The following is a 19,161-nucleotide window of genomic DNA, read 5'->3' as shown; positions in this document are numbered from 1 at the left end:
GACTCCCGCGCCCGGAACGGCGCCCGCGCCCGGAACGGCGCCCGCGCCCGGAACGGCCCCGGCACCGCGACCGGCCCCCGCGCCCGAACCGGCCCCGGCACCCGGACCGGCCCCCGCGACCGGCCCGCCCGGCGACGCGCCGGACGCCGGCGTACTGCTGCGGGTGCGCGGTCTCACCCTCTCCTTCCCGTTGCGCGGCCCCGGCCCCCGGCGCCGGCACCTCGCCGTCGACGGGATCGGCTTCGACATCCCGCGCGGCCGTACCCTCGGCCTGGTCGGCGAGTCCGGCTCCGGGAAGTCCACCACCGCCCGCCTGGTGCTCGGCCTGGAACGGCCCGAGGCAGGCACCGTCGAACTGGACGGCGTCGACGTCACCGCGGTACGCGGTGCGGCCCGGCGCCGCCTGCACCGCCGTGTCCAGCTCGTGCACCAGAACCCGTACGCCTCCCTCAACCCCCGTTTCACCGTCGAGGAACTGCTCACCGAGCCCCTGCGCAACCACCGCGTCGGCGACCGCGCGCAGCGCGCCGCGACCGTACGCCGGCTGCTGGACGACGTCGCGCTGCCGGCGGACGCGCTGCGGCGCAGGGCCGCCGAGCTCTCCGGCGGACAGCGCCAGCGGGTGGCCATCGCCCGTGCCCTCGCCCTCGGCCCGGAACTGCTGGTCTGCGACGAACCGGTCTCCGCGCTCGACGTCACCGTGCAGGCGAGGATCCTGGAACTGCTGCTCGGACTCCAAGAGCGCCACGGGATGGCCTATCTGTTCATCTCGCACGACCTGGCCGTCGTCGGACAGGTCAGCGACCGCATCGCGGTCCTGCGCGAGGGACACGTCGTCGAGGAAGGCGCCACCGACCGCGTCCTGCGCGCGCCCCGGCACCCCTACACCCGCGAACTGCTGGCCGCCGTACCCGGACGGAACACGCCGCACCCCCCGAACACCCCGCACCCCCCGCGCCTCCCGCACCCCCCGAACACCCCGGACGCCCCGGGGGAAGCCGCCGCCCGCACCACGCACCACCACGACCGTCGCACGGAGGACACCTCATGGAGCTAGGTCTCATCACCTTCGGCAGCCTGCTGCCCGACCCGGTCACCGGGACCATCCTCACCCAGCGGGAACGGCTGCGGGACGTCGTCCGGGCGGCGGCCGAGGCGGAACGGCTCGGCTTCTCCTGGTACACCCTCGGGGAGCATCACTTCGGGGAGCGCGACGTCATCCCCTCCCCGGCACTGGTCCTGGCCGCGATCGCCGAACACACCTCCACCATCCGGCTGGCCACCGGCACCACCCTGGTCGCCAACCGGGACCCGGTACTCGTCGCGGAGGACTACGCGCTGCTGGACCTGCTGTCCGACGGGCGCCTCGACATGGTCATCGGCGGTTCCTTCTTCCCCGAGCCGTACGTCGTCTTCGACCAGGCACCCGAGTCCAAGGCGGCCCGCAAACGCGAGAACACCGAACTGCTGCTGCGGCTGTGGACCGAGGAACGGGTCACCTGGCGGGGGCGGTTCCGTCCGCCCCTGGACAACGTGCTGGTACAACCGCGCCCCCTGCAGCCCCGGCCGCCGTTCTGGATCAGCGGGGGAGTGGGCTCGGAGTCGGTCGGGCTGGCCGTCGACCACGGGCTGCCCCTGGTGGTCGGCACGACGGCGCGCCGACCCGACGTCTTCGTCCCGGTGTTCGACTCCTACCGTGCGCTCTGGAAGGAGCGGCGGACGGAGCCCACGGGCCGGCTGGGCGCCGCCAGCCATGTGTTCGTCGCCGAGACCTCGCAGGAGGCACGCGCCCGCTGGGCCCCCTACATCGAGACCTATCTGACGGTGAAGAAGCCCGGCACCGTCGGGCCCCCGGCCCCGCCGGACTTCGACACCTACATCGGCCCCGACGGTCCCGCGATCTGCGGCAGCCCCGCCGAAGTGGTCGACCGGCTCGGGCAGTTGCAGGAGTTGTGGGGCCACGACCTGCACCTGCTCGCCATCGACGTCGGCGGTCTCCCGTACGCCGACGTCCAGGCGGCCACGGAACTGGTCGCCTCCGAGGTACTGCCGCAGGTGCGCACCCTGGGGCGCGACGACAGGGTGACGGCCGGTGCTTGACGACGACGTCCGCGAACTCGCCCTCGCCCGGACCCTCGGGGTCTTCACCACGCTGATGCCGGACGGCGGACCGCAGACGAGCCTCGTGTGGCCGCACGCCGACCAGGAGCACATACTCGTCGGCACCAACACCTCGCGGCAGAAGTACCGCAACGTGATCGCCGACCCGCGCGTCAACATCCTGCTGCTCGACTCGGACAACAGCCGCCGGTACATCGAGATCCGGGCCCGGGTCGTGGACATCGAGCCGGGTGAGGCCGCGCTGCGACTGGCCCGCACCACCTTCGGCAAGTGGACGGGCAGCGAGCAGGTGCGGCAGGCCGAGGGCGAACGGGTGCTGTTCCGGCTGGAACCCGACCGCATCCACCGCAAGGAGTGACCGCCGGCCGCTCCGGACGCGGACGACGCCCCCCGCCGCACCGGCCCTGCCGCTGCCCTGATCCGAGAGGAGAACCCCACATGACCGTTTCCCCCGCACCGTCACCCGATCCGCCGGCCGCCGTCGTCGACGCCGGATGGGTGCGTGAGCACCGCGGGCGGATCGTCCTGGCCGACGCCCGCTGGTACCTGGACGGCCGCAGCGGACGCGAGGCCCACCTCACCGGACATCTGCCCGGTGCCGTGTGGGTCGACGTGGACACCGTGCTCTCCGCACCGCCCAGCGAGTCCGGCGGACGCCATCCGTTGCCCGACGAGCGGGAGTTCGCCCGGGCGCTGGGCACACTGGGCATCGGTGACGACACGACGGTGATCGCCTACGACGACAGCGGTGGTGCCTACGCGGCCCGGTTGGTCTGGCTGCTGCGCCGCACCGGCGGCCGGGCCGCCCTGCTGGACGGCGGTCTCCAGGCGTGGGACGGTGAGCTGGAGACCGGGCCGGTCGTCCCCGCCCCGGTGGCCCGTACCCCGGTGAGCTGGCCCAAGGAGCTGCTCCGGACGGCCGACGAGGTCGAGGCGTCGCTCGCGGCGGGCACCGCCGTCGTCCTGGACGCCCGTGCCCCCGACCGGTACTCGGGCGCCACCGTGCTGCCCAGCGATGTGCGCTCCGGGCACGTCCCGGGAGCCCGCAGCGCCCCCTGGGCCGCCAACCTCACCGACGAGGGCCGCTTCGCCCCGGCGGCCCGGCTGGCCGCGCACTACGCGGCCCTCGGAGTCACCCCCGGCACCGACGTCGTCGTGTACTGCGGCAGCGGGGTCACCGCCTGCCACGACCTGCTGGCGCTGGAGCTGGCGGGCGTGCCCACCGCGGCCCTGTACCCCGGCTCGTGGTCCGCGTGGTCGGCGGACCCCTCGCGCGCCGTGGCGACGGGTGAGGAGCCGGGGTAGCGGAGCCGGACAGGGGCGGTGGCACACGGTCGGCGGGTCACCAGCCGGTCCCGAGCCGGGCCATCGGCTCGATCAACTCCCTTTCCTCGTACGCCAGATGGGACAGCAGCGCGTCGGTGAGGAGGTCCACCGCCGCGCGCAGCCCCGCCGGGTGGGCCGCGGCACCCGCCCCGTCCTCGATCCGGGCGACCAGCTCACGGTCGATGCGCTCGATCACCCCGTGGATGGCGTGGTGCTCCTCGGTCAGCCGGTCGAGCACCGGCGCGAGCCGCGGGTCCCCTCGCCGCAGGTGCGGGAAGAGGTCCTGGTCCTCCCGGGTGTGGTGCACGGTCGTGATCCGGCAGTACGACGCGCAGTACGCGCCCAGCGTCCAGGAGTTCTGCCGCAGGCTCAGTTCCTGAAGCCCGGACCGGGCGTCACCGGGGTCCAGGGTCTCGGCCAGCACCTCGTCGACGATCGCGCGCAGCCGCGCCAGGTCCGCGCGCAGCTGGTCGTGGGCGGCGACCAGGTTCTCGGCCGGGGCCTGCCGCGCACGCGAGTAGCGACGCTCCGGATCCGGGGCGGGGCCGGTGGGCCGGTTCTCCTCGTCCCACAGCCGCTCGTCGCTCAGCCACTCGGCGGGCGCGGGGGTGGGCGCGACGGCGAGGGAGCGTCCGGCCGCGGCACCGTCCGCCGCGGCCGGACGCTGCGGGGGGAGCGGCGTCGCGGCCGGCCGGGAGGCACCGGCCGCGACGGACCGCGCGGCGGCCCCGGCGGGCTGCTCGCGTGCCGCGGCGACCAGTGCGCGGGTGGCCGGGGCGACCTCCTCGCCGAAGATCCGCAGCAGGTCCGGGTGGTGCGCGGGCAGCAGATAGGCGCTGGTGCCCACGTCGACGGTGAGCGCGGCCAGTTGCTCGGGCCAGTCGCGCGGACCGCCCCGGGGGAAGCCGCCCTCCGCTCCGGGCGAGAGGTTGTACAGCCGTCGTACGGCCGACGGCTCTCGCCCGGCGGCCGCGGCCCCCTCGTCGACGAGCCGCTGGCCCGCGGCGAGGCGGCCCGGCGGCACATGGGGCACGCTGGGCAGCCAGCCGTCCGCCACCTCGCCGGTCAGCCGCAGCATCCGGGGGCCCACCGCGCCGATCCACACGGAGATGCCATGGGCGGGCGCGGGCCCGGCGGCGGCCCCGTCCAGCGCGTAGTGCTTTCCTTCGCTGCGCATCCGTCCACGGCCGGACCACAGGGCGCGCAGGACCGCGACCGCCTCACGGGTGGCGGCCAGGGCCTCGCCCGGGGTGCGCCGGGGACCGCCCTCGGCGGCGATGTCGTCCCAGTACGCCCCGGCGCCCAGCCCGAGTTCGACCCGGCCGCCGCTGAGCAGGTCCAGGCTCGCGGCGGCGCGGGCCAGGGCGGCGGGCGGCCGCAGGGGGAGGTTCGCGACATTGGGGAAGACCCGGATCCGGGAGGTGACGGCGGCCATGCTCGCCAGCACCGTCCACGCGTCCAGGAACTCCGGCCGGTAGGGGTGGTCCGGCACGCTCACCAGGTCCAGTCCGGCCCGTTCCGCCGACCTTGCCGACGCCACCGCGTCATGCGGCTGTCCGGAGGAGGGCACCAGTACGGCACCGAAGAGCAGCTCGTGCCCGTAGTCGGTCATGTGCGTGTCCCGTTCTCAGCTCGCGGCGGGGCCGCTGGTCTCGGGCCGGGGTCCGGCCGCGGCCGCCTTCGCCGGGGTGCGCCACAGTCCGCCGGGTCCGGAGAGCGCGGCCAGCGTGGCCACGCCCAGGGCGATCGCGGACATCACGAAGGCGGTGGTGTAGCCGGACTCCGCCGGCAGACCGCTGCCGGCGAGGGTGTGGGAGGCCACCAGCGAGGCGGACACCTGCGCGCCCAGCGATCCCCCGATGGTGCGCATGATCGTGTTGATGCCGGTCGCCTCACCGGTCTGCCGGGGGTCGACGGCGGCCACGACGAGGTTGGCGAGCGCCGCGAAGGCGAAGCCGACACCGATGCCCAGGATGCCCGAACCGACGTACAGCGCCCACTCGGTGTCATGGGCCCCGGCGTACACGGCGAAGCCGACCACGCCGATCAGGCAGGCGAGGACGAGGGGCAGCTTGAAGCCGACGGCGGCACCGATCCGGCCCGCGAGCGGACTGGCGACCAGCATGGTGGCCGCCATGGGCACCATGAACAGTCCGGCCCCGGTGACCGAGGCGCCGAACCCGTAGCCGGCCTGCGGAGGGGTCTGGGCCAGCAACGGCACCAGGGTGAACGCGCCGTACATCCCGAAACCGATGATGAGCGCGGTGACATGGGAGGCCGCGACCGCCGGACGGCGCAGCAGCTCGATGTCGATGAGGGGTGCGGACAGCCGCCGCTCCACCAGGACGAACACCGCGAGGAGCACCACCGCCGCCACGAACAGAGCGATCACGCCGGCGGACGCCCAGCCCCAGGACTTGCCCTCGCTGATGGCGAGCAGCAGGGCGACGACGCCCGCGCTGAGCAGGACGACACCGGTCCAGTCGATCCGGCCGGGGGAGCGGACGGGCGACTCCTCGACGAAGGCGACGACGGCGAGGACGCCCAGGACGATCACGACGAGGCCGAGCCAGAAGATCCAGTGCCAGTCCAGGGCGTCGACGATCGGGCCGGGAATGACGAGCCCGACGCCGAAGCCGATCCCGAAGGTCGAGCTGATGAGGCCGATGGCGACGGGCACGCGCTCGCGCGGGAACTGGTCGCGGACGATGCCGAACGCGAGGGGGAAGGCGGCCGAGCCGACCCCCTGGACGGCGCGGGCGGCGATGAGCAGCCCGATGGAGTCCGACAGGGCCGCCAGCAGCGTTCCGGCGGCGAACACGGTGAGGCTCGCGACGAGGACGCGCCGCTTGCCGAACATGTCGCCCACCCGGCCGAGCAGTGCGGTGGCCACCGAGGCCGTGAGGAGGAAGGCGCTGAGCACCCAGGAGACCACGGTGGTGCTCACGTCGAACTCCCGCCGCAGGTCCGGGAGTGCGGGCACGACCATCGTCTGCATCAGGGAGAAGGAGAGCACGGCGATCAGCAGGGCGGTGAACGGGGCCGCGACGCCCCGCCGCCCCTCCGTGACCGGCGGGTGGGCCGGGGTGGTCGTCGGATCGGTCATGGGAAGGTCCTCCGCTCTGATCGGGAGGTGCGGGGGCGCGGGCGGCACCACACGCCGAGCACCGACACCGGCGAAATCATGTCGTGCCGTAATGATTACATCGCGACATGCTTACGTCCAGTGGCTTTCCGTGGTTATGCTGCGCTCCATGAACGACGCCTCGGACTGCGGACCGCAGACCCCCCGGCCGGACACGGCGATCCGCCCGCCGAGCCTGCTCGCGTTGCCCTCCTACCTGGTCAGCCATGTCGCCCGGCTCGGCCACGACGTACTGATCGCCGCGGTCGCGGACCACGGCCTGAGGCTCCCCCACTTCGCCGCGCTCACGGCGCTCGCCGACTTCGGCCCGCTCCCGCAGCACGTGCTCGCCGACCGGCTCGCCCTCAACCGCAGCCACCTGGTCGGCTACCTCGACACCCTGGAGCAGCGGGGCCTGGTCCGGCGCACCCGCGACCCCGCCGACCGCCGGCGCCAGGTCGTCGAGCTCACCCCCGAGGGCGAGGACCTGCAACGCCGGCTGCTGGCCGTGGCCGAGCGCTCCCAGGAGGCCTTCCTGCACGACCTGTCCCCGGCCGAGCGCGCCACCCTGATCGCCCTGCTGCGCAAGGTCCTGGTCGCCGAGGACCACAGCGCGCGGACAGGAGGCTGACACCTGGCCCCGGCCCGCCGCCCGCCCCTGCCGGAACCGGGTCGATCGTGACACGTTCCCGCAGCACGGCCTTCACGCACGCCCGCCAGAATCGGGGGCGACTCCCCGTCCTGAACGAGAGGTCGTTGACCGATGGGCAATGGAACGCACTCCCTCGCCGGCAAAGTGGCCGTGGTCACCGGCGGGGCGGGAGGGATCGGCCTCGCCACCGTGGAGGCGCTGGCCACCGCCGGTGCGGACGTCGTACTCGCCGATGTCGCCGACGCGCCGACCCGGGCCGCCGCCGCGAAGCTGGCCGCCAAGGGCCTGTCGGTGGTCGGGCACACCGTCGACATCGCCTCGGAGGACAGCGTCGAGCGCCTGGTGGACTTCGCCGTGGACACCTTCGGGGGCATCGACGTACTCGACAACAACGCGGCGCTGACCTCGGCGATCCGGCAGGACCGGGACGTGGTGTCGATGTCCGTGGAACTGTGGGACCAGGTCCTCGCGGTCAACCTGCGCGGCCCCATGCTGCTGTGCAAGCACACCGTGCCGGTGATGATCGAGCGCGGCGGCGGCTCGATCATCAACATCACCAGCGGTCAGGGCCTGTCCGGGGATCGCGTGATGGTCGCCTACGGCAGCTCCAAGGGGGGACTGGTCGCGCTGACGCGCTTCGTGGCCGCCGCATACGGCACGGACGGCATACGCTGCAACGCCGTCGCGCCCGGACTGGTCCGCACCCCGGCCCTGGAGGCGGACATGCCCGTGCCGGTGCAGCAGATGTTCCAGAGCGCGAACCTCATCCCGCGGCTGGGCACCCCGGACGACGTGGCCCACCTGGTGACCTTCCTCGCTTCCCCGGCCGCCTCCTTCATCACCGGGCAGGTGCTGTCCGTGGACGGCGGCTTCCTCTCCCACCTGCCCACGCTCTCGCCGCTGCCGCCGCGCTGAGAACGCGGCGGGCCGCGGGCGGGCGGCCCGGCGAGGGGCCGCACGACGAGAGGCATCACCGGACGGGCCCGGTCACCCCACCCACGGTCCGATGCCGGCCTCGATCGCCGGTCCGTCCGCCGCCCCGGCCCAGGCGTAGTAGCCGTCGGGCCGCACCAGGAACGCCTCCGGGGCGGTGGTGTCGCCGCCGTCCGCGCGGTGGGCGAGGACCAGCCGCCCCCGCCGGGCGGCGGTGTCGAGCGCGGTGGGGGCGCCGGACCCCCCGGCAGGCGGCAGGACCATGACGAACCGCCCCTCGCGCAGCACCTCGTAGAGCCGCCCGCGCTCCAGCTCCAGGTCCGGCGCGCGTCTGCCCACCAGCGGGTGCGCCCCGCGCGCGGCGGGGTAGGAGTGGCCGATTCCGGTGATCTCCCCCACCGCCTGTCGCGTCACCGGCCGCACATGGGTGACCACCAGCTTCCGTACCGTGCGCAGCGCGATCTCCAGCGGATTGTGCGCCATGGCCAGACGCAGGTTGAGACCGCTGCTGCGCAGCACCGCCCGGCCGATCGGATGGCGCTCGCTGTGGTAGGTGTCCAGCAGCGCGTCGGAGGCCCAGCCGTCGAGCACCGCCGCCAGCTTCCAGCCGAGGTTGACGGCGTCCTGGAGGCCGGTGTTCATCCCCTGCCCGCCGGCCGGCGAGTGCTGGTGGGCGGAGTCGCCGGCCAGCAGCACGCGGCCCACACGGTACCGGGGCACCTGGCGCTCGTCGCTGTGGAAGCGGGAGAGCCAGCGCGGGTCGTGCATGCCGAAGTCGGAGCCGAAGGCCCGCTCGATGAGCGAGCGCAGCTCCTCGAACGCGACCGGGGAGTCGTCGGGTTCCCCCCGGTGGGCCCGGTCCCAGCCGCCGACCCGCCAGTACCCGTCGCCGAACGGGGCGATGAAGCCGAAGGCGTCGCCCGTGCCGTGCACCTGCACCACCAAACTGGGCTGCTCGGTGAACTTCACATCGGCGAGCGCCACCGACCTGATCACCACCTTCCCGGGGAAGGGCAGTCCCAGGGCCTCGCGCACCGCACTGCGCGTCCCGTCCGCACCGACCAGATAGCGGGCCCGCAGGGTCGTGTCGCCCTCCGCGTCGCGCACCGACACGGTGACACCCTCGGCGTCCTGGGTGAGGCCGAGCACCTCGGTCCCGTAGCGGATGACCGCACCGTTCTCCAGGGCCCGGCGCAGCAGCAGTTTCTCCACCTCGTACTGCGGAGTGACCAGCAGGAAGGGGAAGCGGGAGGGCAGCGCGCCGATGTCGAACGGAATCGCCCCGAACAGTCGCAGCTCGCGGATGACCTGACCGGTGGCGACCAGTTCGTCGGCGAGGCCGCGGGCGTCGAGGAGTTCGAGGGTGCGGGCGTGGACGCCGAAGGCACGGGTCAGGTTGCTGATGCCCTCCGGGCGCTTCTCGACGACCACCACGTCCACGCCCGCCGCCGCGAGGTCTCCGGCGAGCAGCAGTCCGGTGGGGCCGGCTCCGGCCACGACGACCGAGTGGGGGCCGGGAGGCGTCCCGCGGCCGTCGACGGCCGGGGACTGAGAGGTGTGCGACATCCGCAACTCGCTTCCGTAGGTGGGGAATCGGGATCCGACCGGGTTCAGGTGCGGGGTGCCGGGAAGCCGGGACCGGCCGTGTCCATCCTGCACCGCGGGTGTGAAGCGGATACTGCGGCAGCATGTCGGACGGGTCGCTCGCCCCCGCTCCCGCGTTCCCCCGGCGGATCGCGGCGGATCTCCACGACCGGCGGGCCATAAACCCACGGGCATGTCAGAAATTGCTGCACAACGACACGTTGATGACTCCGTAATGCACCTTCATGAACCCGCAACGATGTATTTACGACAGGAGTCTTTGAATGGACTACAAGCGACCGATAAATTTTCGAGCGCAGGTTCGACGTCCATGCTGACCGGATGAGCCGGGGGAGGCCATGGGTCCATACTCATCAGCGGTGAAGTCGGAGAACCATCCATCGATCGAGCGCGTCGCACGCGGACCGCAGACGGTGCTGGAGGACATGCCGGGTCCGGCACGGACGGTGCCCGTTCCCGCGGCAGGCTGGCAGATCCTGTTGGTGGAGAGCGACTCCACCGACGCCGAGTCCCTGGCAGGAGGGCTGCGCAGGCACGGCCACGAGGTCACCCACGTGAGCCTCGGCGTTGCCGCCCTCGAAGCCCACGAGGACGCGGATCTGATCCTCCTCGACCTGGAGCTTCCGGACCTCGACGGACTGGAGGTGTGCAAGAGCATCCGGTCCGTCAGCTGTGTGCCGCTGCTCGTCGTCACCAGTCGCGGTTCCGAACTCGACCGTGTGCTCGGGCTCCAGGCCGGCGCGGACGACTATCTCGTGAAACCCTACGGATTTCGCGAACTGATGGCACGTATCGAGGCCGTCATGCGCCGTACCCGGTCCTCGCGCACCGTCGACCGGGAAATCACGCACGGCCCGCTGCACATCGACGTGAATGCGCGGCAGGTCAGCCTGGGTGGCCGCGGTGTGGGGCTGACCCGAAAGGAATTCGACCTCCTCTGCATTCTCGCCTCGCACCCCGACACCGTGATTCCCAGGAAACGACTGCTGCAACAGGTGTGGGGTGATTCCTGGTCCAGGCGTACCGTCGACACCCACGTCAGCAGCCTCCGCACCAAGCTGGGTGACAGCGACTGGATCATCACGGTCCGGGGCGTGGGCTTCAAACTGGGCACCGGCTGCGCCGCGTGACGTGGCGGGGCCCACCGGACGGCCCCGCCACCGCTGAAGGGCACCCCGCAGGCGAGGAGGACGGCTCGGACCCGCGCGTGGGGCGAGCTGTGGCGCACCGCTCCAGCTGGTTCCGCGGCGCCCCGGCCGGGTAGGCCCCGCACGACCTCCCCGTCACCGCGCCGACCGGGCTGGTCGCGACGGCGGGTGGCCGTGTGCGCTGTCAGGTCGTCCTCGGTGGGTGCCGGGTGGTGCCGTGGTCCGGGGCGTGGTCGCCGAGGAGGAGTCGGAGAGCCGTTCGCGCGACGAAGGCGTCCACGCCTGCGGCCCGGGTGCCGAGCGCGCCCGGCAGGACGCCGACGCAGTGCGCAAGGCCGCCGAAACCGCACTGCGCCGACGCCTGGAGCAGATGGACGACCTGCCCGCCGGGTCCGATCCGCCGACCCTGGCCCGGCTGCTGCACACGATCACCGACGGCATCGCCGTCCAAGCGGCCTCCGGAGCCCCGCACGCCGAGCTCGAACACCCCGCGGTGAGTTAGACGCTGCCGAGGACCAGGCGTTCGGCGAGTTCCCGGAACGTGGGAGCGGCTAGCGCGGTCTCCGCGTACGCGGCCGGTCCATGCAGGTAACGGCCGAGGGCCTAGCCGAACAGATCCTCCTTGTTGCCGAAGGCGGCGTACTCCGCGCTGAGCACCTCCGCGTTCAACGTGGGCATCGCGACCGGCTCCTGGCTCACGGGTACGGCCCTGGACTCCTCCCTCGGCCGGACCGGCCCGCCCCCGGCCGGTACGATCACGGCCGCCCTCACCCTGCTCCCGCTGATCACCCTCGCCCTCCGCGCCTCCTGCCGCGCGTCGTGGCCCAGCGCTCCTCCCGCCCCGCACCGCAGACCGAGGACTCAGCCGCGGCACACCGCTGGGCCAGGCGTAGGCGCCGGTCCGGGGCCGCCGTGTCCAGAAGGTGAGCGCCACTCGGCGCCGCAGACCGCCCGCCGGTGGCGGCCGGAGGCGACCGCCTCGGTCCAGCGCCAGGACCGGAACCCAGGGGCGCCCTCACGGTGGTCTCACCAGGCACAGAGCTGGCTGGCCGCCAACTCAAGGGCGCGCGTAGTCGCTGGTCTTGATGTCCTTCATGGTCAGATGGGATTCGATGCGCCGGACGCCGGGCAGGCCGCTGAGTTTGCCCGTGAGGAAGGCTTCGTAGGCGGCGTGGTCGGCGACGGCTACGCGGATGAAGTAGTCGGGGCGCCCGTACATGCGACGGAACTCGATGACCTCCTCAAAGGAGGCAACGGTGTCCTCGAACTCCTCGAAGCTCTTGCGGTCCTGGGCGTAGATCTCGACGTCGATCAGGACCTCCAGGCCGCGGCCCAGCGCCTCGGGGTTGATGACCGCCCGGTACCCGGCGATGACGCCGGCCTCCTCGAGCCGCTTGACCCGGCGCAGGCAGGGCGGCGGGGTCAGACCGACCCGCCTGGCCAGTTCGACGTTGGTCAGCCGCCCGTCCTGGCGCAGATGAAACAGAATTTCGCGATCGGTGGCGTCGAGGTGAAATTCGTTGCTCACCAGACCACTCTAGCGCCACAATCAGCAACCATGTAAGGTCGGAACTTTTCTAAAATTGCGGCATGCGAAGGAGTTCCACCGTTCCCGATGGCCGGCACCGTTCCGCGCCGCATGCCCACGAGTCCCCAGCGCCGTCGCACGCGCGTGCGGCGTTCCAGGACTCCCTCGGCGTGGGCCTGGCGTTCCTCCCGCTCGGGCTCGCCTTCGGTGCGCTGGTGACGCAGTCGGACCTGCCGTGGTGGTGGGCCGGACTGTCCGCAGCACTCGTCTTCGGCGGCTCGTTCGAATTCCTGCTCATCGGACTGGTCACGGCCGCTGCCCCGCTGGCGGCCATCGCCCTGTCCGCCTTCCTGATGAACGTCCGGCACGTCTTCTACGCGCTGTCCTTCCCCCTGCACCGCGTGAACGGCCGCCTCGGCAAGGCCTACAGCACCTACGCCCTGTGCGATGAGGCGTACGCGCTGACCACCGACGGGCAGGCCCGTGCCTGGCCCGGTCCGCGCATCCTGTGGCTCCAGTTCTTCCTGCACCTGTACTGGGCGGGCGGCGCCACCGTCGGCGCCCTGCTCGGCTCCCTCATCCCGGACGGCGTCGTCGGCCTGGACTTCGCCCTGACCGCCCTGTTCGCCGTCCTCGCCCTCGACGCCGTACGGAACCTGCGCGGAGACCTGCCCACGCCGGCACTGGCCCTGCTCAGCGCCCTGGCCGCGCGGGTCCTCGTCCCGGACCGGATGCTCCTCGTCGCCTTCGGCCTCTTCACCGCCGGCCTCCTGACCCGCCGCCTCACCACCCGCAGGAAACCGAGCCATGCCTGACACGCCCTACGTCATCGCCGCTGTCCTCGTCGCCGCCGCCGTCACCTGGGCCCTGCGCGCCCTGCCGTTCGCCGCACTCATGGCCCTGCGCAACAGCGCGACCGTGCGGTACCTCAGCACCCGCATGCCCGCCGGCGTCATGCTGATCCTGGTCGTCTACTGCCTGCGCGACCTCCCCCTCACCCACACCCGCTCCTCCGCCCCGCTGGCCGCCCTGGCCGTCACCGTCGGCCTGCACCTGTGGCGCCGCAACGCGCTGCTGAGCATCCTCGGCGGCACAGTCGTCCACGTGGCTCTGGCCAGTACCGTCTTCGCCCGCTGAGCGGCCTGACCGGAAACCCGGTGGTGCCGTTCACTCGGCGCCGGTCCTCGCTGGTCTCGTCACGATCGCGTTCGCGACAACCTCGAAGAGGTGGTCCGCCTGTGGTGCGAGCGAGGGTTGGTCGCCGAGCCACGCGAGCGCCGCCACCAGTGCGAACAGATCGGCGCCATCGATGTCGGTGCGCGCCGCGCCCGCGGCCTGGGCGCGGGCCAGGAGCCGTGCCCCGGCCGCTCGCAGAGTGACGCATGACGTGTGGAGTGCGGATTCGGTGTCCTCGATGGCGGCTGCCATCAGCACGGTCACACCGCGGTACTCGGTCGTCCACGCGACGCAGTCGCGCAGCCACGCGACCAGAGCGTCTTCGGGCGAGTTCGACACCTCCAGTTCGCCCGCCTTCGCCGTCAGTTCCTCGAAGCTCGCGCGCAGCAGCGCATCGAGCAGCGCCTCGCGCGTCGGGAAGTGCCGCAGCAGCGTCGCGAGCCCGACATCGGCCCGGCGGGCGATGTCGCGCAGTGACACGTCGACGCCATGTTCGGCGATGGCGGTGCCCGCTGTCGCGAGCAGGTGGTCGCGGTTCTTCCTGGCGTCGGCCCGCATCTGTCCCTCTTGACTATCCGGATCAGTGGTCCATATATTCGGATCAGTGGTCCGGTTATGTGGACCGCTGATCCGAATAGCGTATCCCCGCAGCGCGGGCAGGAGAAAACGATGCCTACACACACGATGAGGGCCGTCCGGCTCCACGAGCACGGCGGCCCTGAGGTCCTGCGCTACGACGAGGTCCCGATCCCCGAACCGGGGCCCGGCGAAGTGCTGGTCCGCGTCCACGCGGCCGGCGTCAATCCTCCCGACTGGTACCTGCGCGGCGGGCTGACCGAAATGCCCGGGGAGACGGAATCGACGGTCAGTCTGCCGGTGATTCCCGGGACGGATGTGTCGGGCGTCGTCGAGGCCGTCGCCGCGGACGTGGACCGTTTCGCCGTAGGTGACGAAGTCTTCGGTCTCCTGCGCTTCCCCAGCTTCCGCGGCAGCGCCTACGCCGAGTACGTGGCCGCGCCCGCATCGGACCTCGCGCGCAAGCCGGCCGGCATCGACCACGTGCACGCCGCCGGGGCGCCCATGGCCGGGCTGACGGCGTGGCAGTTCCTGATCGACCTGGGACATGATCACCCCTCGCCCTTCCAGGACGCACCGCACCGCCCGACGGCACTCGACGCCGGCACGACGGTGCTCGTCAACGGCGCCGCGGGCGGTGTGGGGCACTTCGCGCTACAGCTGGCGAAGTGGAAGGGCGCACGGGTCATCGCGGTGGCGTCGGGCGCACATGAATCGTTCCTGCGGGAACTCGGCGCCGACCGGTTCATCGACTACACCAAGAGTCGCCCCGAGGAACTCGTGCACGACGTCGACCTCGTTCTGGACACCGTCGGCGGCCCCCGCAGCCGGCGATTCCTGCGCACACTCAAGCGCGGCGGCGCCCAGTTCCCCGTGCTCCCCGGGGACTTCGACGAAGAGGAGACCGAGAAGCTGGGTGTCACGGTCTCCAGCGCACAGGTCCGCTCGAACGGCGCGCAGCTTGCCGAACTGGGGCGCCTGCTCGACGCGGGCACGGTGCGCGTCGCGATCGACAGCACCTTCGCTCTGGCGGATGCCCGAGCAGCGCACGAACGCGCCGCCCGAGGGCACATCCAGGGCAAGATCGTGCTCACGGTCGCTCAGTGATCGTCCGTCTCTCGGACGGCCCGCTCACGGCCGGTGACAGCGACCGGTGCGTGTACGTGTCCGCCCACAGGGCGAGGGCGGTGGTGTGGCCGCCGTACCGAAGGCCGGACTCGACTGTCACCCGATCGAGGGGATTAACGTACCGGCACCTCAACCATCATTTCGTCGACTGTACGGTCTGTGTGTCGCCCGAGTGAACGGCGTCAACTCGCTTGCTGCGTCGGCTTGTTACCGTCCTGGTGGTGCCACCTGGCCGGTGCGGCACGGGATCACACAACCGACTTGCCTGGAGGGGCGTGAAGGTCAGGAACGTGCATCACTCGTACCGTCGGCGAACGGTACTGCGCGGGGTCGACTTCGACCTGTGCGCCGGTGCGCTGGTCGGGATCGTCGGGGAGAACGGGGCGGGCAAGTCCACACTGCTGAAGATCCTCTCGGGTGAGTTGCGCCCTTCTCGCGGCGCCGTCCGTCACACCGGCCGGTTCGGGTACTGCCCGCAACACCCCGTCCTCAACGGTGCCTTCACCGTCCGGCAGCACCTGGAGTTCTTCAGGACCGCCTTCGGCCTGGCCGACCTGCGCCACGCCGAGGAGGCGATGGAGATCCTGGGATTCGCCGAGTACGCCGACGTACGTGCCGCGGTCCTCAGTGGCGGGACGCGGCAGAAGCTGAACCTGACCCTGGCCCTGATGCACGACCCGCAGGTCCTGCTGCTGGACGAGCCCTACCAGGGGTTCGACTGGGACACCTACCAGCGCTTCTGGGACCTGGCGGCCCGGCTGCGGGACGCCGGCCGCTCGGTCCTGGTCGTCTCGCACCTCGCCTATGACGCCGAACGGCTGGACGAACTGTGGCAGCTGAACGACGGGACGCTCCGGCCGGCGGCGGGTGCCGCGTGAAACGGCACCTGGGACTGTTCGCCACCGCGACCCGGTACGCGCTGACCGAACACGTACGCAATCGGTTTGCGATGGTGCTGGTCGCCGTGTTCATCCCGCTGTGGACGATGCTGGCGTACCTGGTCATGCCCGATTCCCCGGCCCGGATGAGACTCCGGGCCACCGGGCAGGTGCTGGCCCCGCGGGGGAACGAGATCACCGAAATCAGCGGTGCGCTCAACGCCGTCACCCTGATCACCGGGTTCATGATGTTCGCGGCCACGTTCGCCGGCCACGACTTCGACCGCCGCCTGGCCATGGCCGGCTACCCCCGGACCCATCTCGTCCTGGCGAAGGTCGCCGCGCTCGCCGTGGCCTCCGCCGCTGTGTCCGCCTACGCCACTGCCGTCACCTGTCTGATCTGGACACCGCGCCAGCCGGTCCTGCTCGCCGTCGCGCTGTTCAGCGCCGCCATGACCTACGGCGTCCTCGGCGTCGCTTTCGGTGCGGTGATGCGCAGGGAGGTCGAGGGCATGTTCGCCATCTTGATGACGAGCATCATCGACCTCGGCCTGCAGAACCCCGTTTCCAGCTCCGGGAGCGACAGCCCCGTCACCCGCTTCCTGCCCTCCTACGGCGCGATGCAGGCCAGTACCGCCGCGGGCTTCTCGACCGCCGACGTGCCGGGGCACGTGGCCATCCAGCTGGTCTGGTTCGCGGCCGCCGCGCTGGCCGGTCTCCTCGCCTTCCACCGCCGGACGCGCAACGCCCTTCCCCCGGCAGCCCGCCCCTTCGTGCCGGGGCCCCGCCGAACCGCTCGGGACCAGGAGTCGGTGAACGCGGACCCGACGGCGGCGGGCTGAACCTCCCGCAGCACCCGCGCCCGTCAACCTTCAGGCCCCCTCTGCTGCCTCGTGGAGCCCTCATGGACACCCCCCAGGATCGTGCACGCTTCCGTCGGTTCCTACGTGGGCGTCGGCCGCCGGCCGGTGCACCGCAGGACAGCCCGGTCGCCCAGTGGCCCGCACCCCTCCCAGGCGCCGGCGCCGAGACCGACCTGCGGGCCGCTTATCGCCTGTGCCGCCGCATCACACGCAGTCAGGACCCCGGAGCGTACGCCGTCCTGCGCCTGCTGCCCCCCGTGCTGCACCCGGCATACTGGGCCGTCTGGGCGGGACTGACGGTCGTCGACGACCTGATCGACGACCGGGATGCGACACCAGCAGAACGGGCCACCCGTGCCGACGCGTGGATGGCCGCGCTGGAGACCGACATGGCCGCCGGGACCAGCACCGACCCGGTTCGCCGTGCTCTGGTGGACACGGCCGCACGCTGGCATATCGATCTCTCCGACTTCCGCAACGCTGTATTCGTGTCGCGTAACGACATCGACCACCGGCATTTCGATGACTGGGCCCAGTGGCGGGCCTGGAGCCGTGGCCACATCGTCCCCATGTTCGACACGGTTCGCCTCCTGCTCGGGCAGGCGGGTGTGCCGGTGGTCTTCCGCCTGGACCGGCTGGAGAGCTACCAGCAGCTCAACGACGGCATCCGGCTCGTCGACACCCTCACCGACCTGCACACCGACCAGGGCGAGGACAAGCTCCTTCTGCCGGACGAGATCCTGAACCAGTTCCCCGGAGCCGAGGACGACCTGCTGCACGGCCGATGGAGTCCGGCCGCCGCGGCCCTGGTCACCGAGCTGACGTCCATCGCCCGCCGCTGGGTGAACCAGCCCCACCTGACCCACGGCATGCACCCGGGCACCGCCATCGCCGGCAAGGCGCTGATCAGTCTCCTGCTCGCCCTGCTCGACGCGGTCGAGGCGGCCGGCCCCGCCCTGCTCCGCTCCCAGCCGCGTCCCTCACACCTGACACGTGCGCGCATCTTCCTTCCCGCTCGCCTCCGGGCGGCTCTGGTATGGAGCCTGACACCGCTGACACCTCCCGACCCCCGGCAAAGGCGCGCAGCGACCCAACCCTGCCCGGCAGCCCGCCTGATTCCTGACACGACCACGTTCCAGCAGCCGCCGAGACACCCCAGTGGCTGCCGGCCTCCCCGGATCGAGGCCGAAGCGATGCCGGCCCACGTGGCCATCGTCATGGACGGCAACGGCCGCTGGTCCGAACACCGCGCCCTGCCCCGGTCCGAGGGTCATCGCGCCGGCGCCGCCGCCCTGCGCGAGATGGTCTACGGCGCTTTGGAGATCGGCCTCCGCCACCTCACCGTGTACGCGTTCTCCACCGAGAACTGGCGGCGTGACACGGAGGAGGTCGAGCGCATCATGAGCACCCTGCGCGAGGAACTGGACGACGACCCCTTCCGCGACCTGGACGTACGCCTGCGCTGGTCCGGCAACCCCGAGAAACTGCCGACGGACCTCGTCGAGTCCCTGCGGCAGAAGGAGGCCGCCACCCGCACTCGCACCGGCCTGACCTGCACCCTCTGCTTCAACTATGGCGGCCGGGACGAGATCACCCGCGCAGCCGCCTCCCTCGCCCGCGCGGCGCGGGCCGGCGACCTCGACCCCGACCTCGTCGGCGAGGACGACTTCGCACGTCACCTCGCTCTCACCGACCTGCCCGACGTCGACCTGCTGTGGCGCACCGGAGGCGAGCAGCGCACCTCCAACTTCCTGCCCTGGCAGTCCACGTATGCCGAGCTGTACTTCACGTCCGGCTACTGGCCGGACGCCGACCGCCGCGACCTGTGGCAGGCCATCACCGAATACGGGAACCGCCAACGCCGATACGGAACCTAGCCGAGCTGCCGTGTGCGTCCGCTCCAGCAGACACGCGGTTCTCCCGGGCACGTCGGTACGCGGCAGCGGGGCGCGGCGGATGCCTGGGAGGCGCAGAGCCAGGTCCCTGTTCCCACCACTGACCCCATCGCCGATCGAGACGCCGTCACTCCCGGGGAGCTCTGCGCCCCCACAGGACGACTCGATGTCCGCATCCGCTCGGCTCGAACTCCTCTGCGACCGGACT

General features: G+C 72.0%; 19 protein-coding genes. 14 read left to right on the top strand and 5 right to left on the bottom strand.

From position 1 onward, the window contains the following. From C3492_RS14945 to C3492_RS14930, 4 genes are all read left to right on the top strand, one after another. The coding region (locus tag C3492_RS14945; protein WP_146075690.1) for an ABC transporter ATP-binding protein at window positions 1–1,057 on the top strand (1,057 nt) is incomplete at its 5' end. Continuing rightward, entirely contained in the window at window positions 1,048–2,100 is a 1,053-nt protein-coding gene (locus C3492_RS14940; RefSeq protein WP_103812233.1) for an LLM class flavin-dependent oxidoreductase, read from the top strand. The genes C3492_RS14945 and C3492_RS14940, both read left to right, overlap by 10 nt. Continuing rightward, complete coding sequence (locus C3492_RS14935; RefSeq protein ID WP_103812232.1) at window positions 2,093–2,479, top strand: TIGR03618 family F420-dependent PPOX class oxidoreductase; 387 nt, start codon at window positions 2,093–2,095, stop codon at window positions 2,477–2,479. The genes C3492_RS14940 and C3492_RS14935 overlap by 8 nt, the downstream gene beginning before the upstream one ends. Window positions 2,480–2,559: 80 nt before the next feature. After that, window positions 2,560–3,426 carry a sulfurtransferase gene (locus C3492_RS14930; RefSeq protein WP_103812231.1) on the top strand — a complete coding sequence of 289 codons (867 nt, stop codon included), beginning with the start codon at window positions 2,560–2,562 and terminating at the stop codon, window positions 3,424–3,426. 37 nt (window positions 3,427–3,463) lie between these two features. Here the strand turns inward: C3492_RS14930 and C3492_RS14925 are convergent, their stop codons facing one another. Together C3492_RS14925 and C3492_RS14920 are read right to left on the bottom strand one after the other, a co-directional pair. Continuing rightward, window positions 3,464–5,059: an LLM class flavin-dependent oxidoreductase gene (locus tag C3492_RS14925; protein ID WP_103812230.1), complete on the bottom strand. Its 1,596-nt coding sequence runs from the start codon at window positions 5,057–5,059 to the stop codon at window positions 3,464–3,466. Between the two features lie 15 nt (window positions 5,060–5,074). Then, the gene (locus C3492_RS14920; RefSeq protein WP_103812229.1) at window positions 5,075–6,553 is read right to left on the bottom strand and encodes an MFS transporter; all 1,479 of its coding nucleotides are present in this window, start codon (window positions 6,551–6,553) and stop codon (window positions 5,075–5,077) included. Between the two features lie 148 nt (window positions 6,554–6,701). Between C3492_RS14920 and C3492_RS14915 the strand changes: the two genes are divergently transcribed. Further along, entirely contained in the window at window positions 6,702–7,202 is a 501-nt protein-coding gene (locus C3492_RS14915; RefSeq protein ID WP_181140372.1) for a MarR family winged helix-turn-helix transcriptional regulator, read from the top strand. Window positions 7,203–7,334: 132 nt separating this feature from the next. Continuing rightward, window positions 7,335–8,138 (top strand): SDR family NAD(P)-dependent oxidoreductase, encoded by an 804-nt coding sequence (locus tag C3492_RS14910; protein ID WP_103812227.1) that lies wholly within the window; start codon window positions 7,335–7,337, stop codon window positions 8,136–8,138. A gap of 72 nt (window positions 8,139–8,210) precedes the next feature. Here C3492_RS14910 and C3492_RS14905 read toward each other — a convergent pair whose 3' ends face one another. Further along, window positions 8,211–9,722: an FAD-dependent oxidoreductase gene (locus tag C3492_RS14905; RefSeq protein ID WP_103812226.1), complete on the bottom strand. Its 1,512-nt coding sequence runs from the start codon at window positions 9,720–9,722 to the stop codon at window positions 8,211–8,213. A 398-nt stretch (window positions 9,723–10,120) separates the two neighbouring features. On the opposite strand from C3492_RS14905, the gene C3492_RS14900 reads away from it, so the two are divergent. Continuing rightward, window positions 10,121–10,891 carry a response regulator transcription factor gene (locus C3492_RS14900; protein ID WP_374938346.1) on the top strand — a complete coding sequence of 257 codons (771 nt, stop codon included), beginning with the start codon at window positions 10,121–10,123 and terminating at the stop codon, window positions 10,889–10,891. A gap of 220 nt (window positions 10,892–11,111) precedes the next feature. Next, entirely contained in the window at window positions 11,112–11,411 is a 300-nt protein-coding gene (locus tag C3492_RS14895; RefSeq protein WP_146075689.1) for a hypothetical protein, read from the top strand. A 555-nt stretch (window positions 11,412–11,966) separates the two neighbouring features. On the opposite strand, the gene C3492_RS14885 is transcribed toward C3492_RS14895, so the two are convergent. After that, window positions 11,967–12,437 carry an Lrp/AsnC family transcriptional regulator gene (locus C3492_RS14885; RefSeq protein WP_103812224.1) on the bottom strand — a complete coding sequence of 157 codons (471 nt, stop codon included), beginning with the start codon at window positions 12,435–12,437 and terminating at the stop codon, window positions 11,967–11,969. 62 nt (window positions 12,438–12,499) lie between these two features. Here C3492_RS14885 and C3492_RS14880 point away from each other — a divergent pair, with 62 nt between their 5' ends. Then, on the top strand, window positions 12,500–13,252 hold the full coding sequence (locus tag C3492_RS14880) for an AzlC family ABC transporter permease (RefSeq protein ID WP_103812223.1): 753 nt from the start codon (window positions 12,500–12,502) through the stop codon (window positions 13,250–13,252). Further along, window positions 13,245–13,574 (top strand): branched-chain amino acid transporter permease, encoded by a 330-nt coding sequence (locus tag C3492_RS14875; protein WP_103812222.1) that lies wholly within the window; start codon window positions 13,245–13,247, stop codon window positions 13,572–13,574. Before C3492_RS14880 ends, C3492_RS14875 begins: the two co-directional genes overlap by 8 nt. A gap of 30 nt (window positions 13,575–13,604) precedes the next feature. On the opposite strand, the gene C3492_RS14870 is transcribed toward C3492_RS14875, so the two are convergent. Then, window positions 13,605–14,171 (bottom strand): TetR/AcrR family transcriptional regulator, encoded by a 567-nt coding sequence (locus C3492_RS14870; protein ID WP_103812221.1) that lies wholly within the window; start codon window positions 14,169–14,171, stop codon window positions 13,605–13,607. A gap of 111 nt (window positions 14,172–14,282) precedes the next feature. On the opposite strand from C3492_RS14870, the gene C3492_RS14865 reads away from it, so the two are divergent. The 4 genes from C3492_RS14865 to uppS all read left to right on the top strand — a co-directional run bounded on the left by C3492_RS14865 (window position 14,283) and on the right by uppS (window position 18,935). Further along, the gene (locus C3492_RS14865; RefSeq protein ID WP_103812220.1) at window positions 14,283–15,296 is read left to right on the top strand and encodes an NADP-dependent oxidoreductase; all 1,014 of its coding nucleotides are present in this window, start codon (window positions 14,283–14,285) and stop codon (window positions 15,294–15,296) included. A 296-nt stretch (window positions 15,297–15,592) separates the two neighbouring features. Further along, window positions 15,593–16,195 (top strand): ABC transporter ATP-binding protein, encoded by a 603-nt coding sequence (locus tag C3492_RS14860; RefSeq protein ID WP_103812219.1) that lies wholly within the window; start codon window positions 15,593–15,595, stop codon window positions 16,193–16,195. Next, a complete protein-coding gene (locus C3492_RS14855; protein WP_103812218.1) occupies window positions 16,192–17,037 on the top strand; it encodes a hypothetical protein in 846 nt (281 codons plus the stop codon). Before C3492_RS14860 ends, C3492_RS14855 begins: the two co-directional genes overlap by 4 nt. A gap of 62 nt (window positions 17,038–17,099) precedes the next feature. Then, a complete protein-coding gene (gene uppS / locus C3492_RS14850; RefSeq protein ID WP_103812217.1) occupies window positions 17,100–18,935 on the top strand; it encodes a polyprenyl diphosphate synthase in 1,836 nt (611 codons plus the stop codon). Window positions 18,936–19,161: the final 226 nt, after the last annotated feature.

Origin of the sequence: Streptomyces sp. Ru62 (assembly GCF_002920615.1) — a bacterium.
Lineage (GTDB): Bacteria > Actinomycetota > Actinomycetes > Streptomycetales > Streptomycetaceae > Streptomyces.
This window is presented reverse-complemented; position numbering and strand designations above follow the sequence as displayed.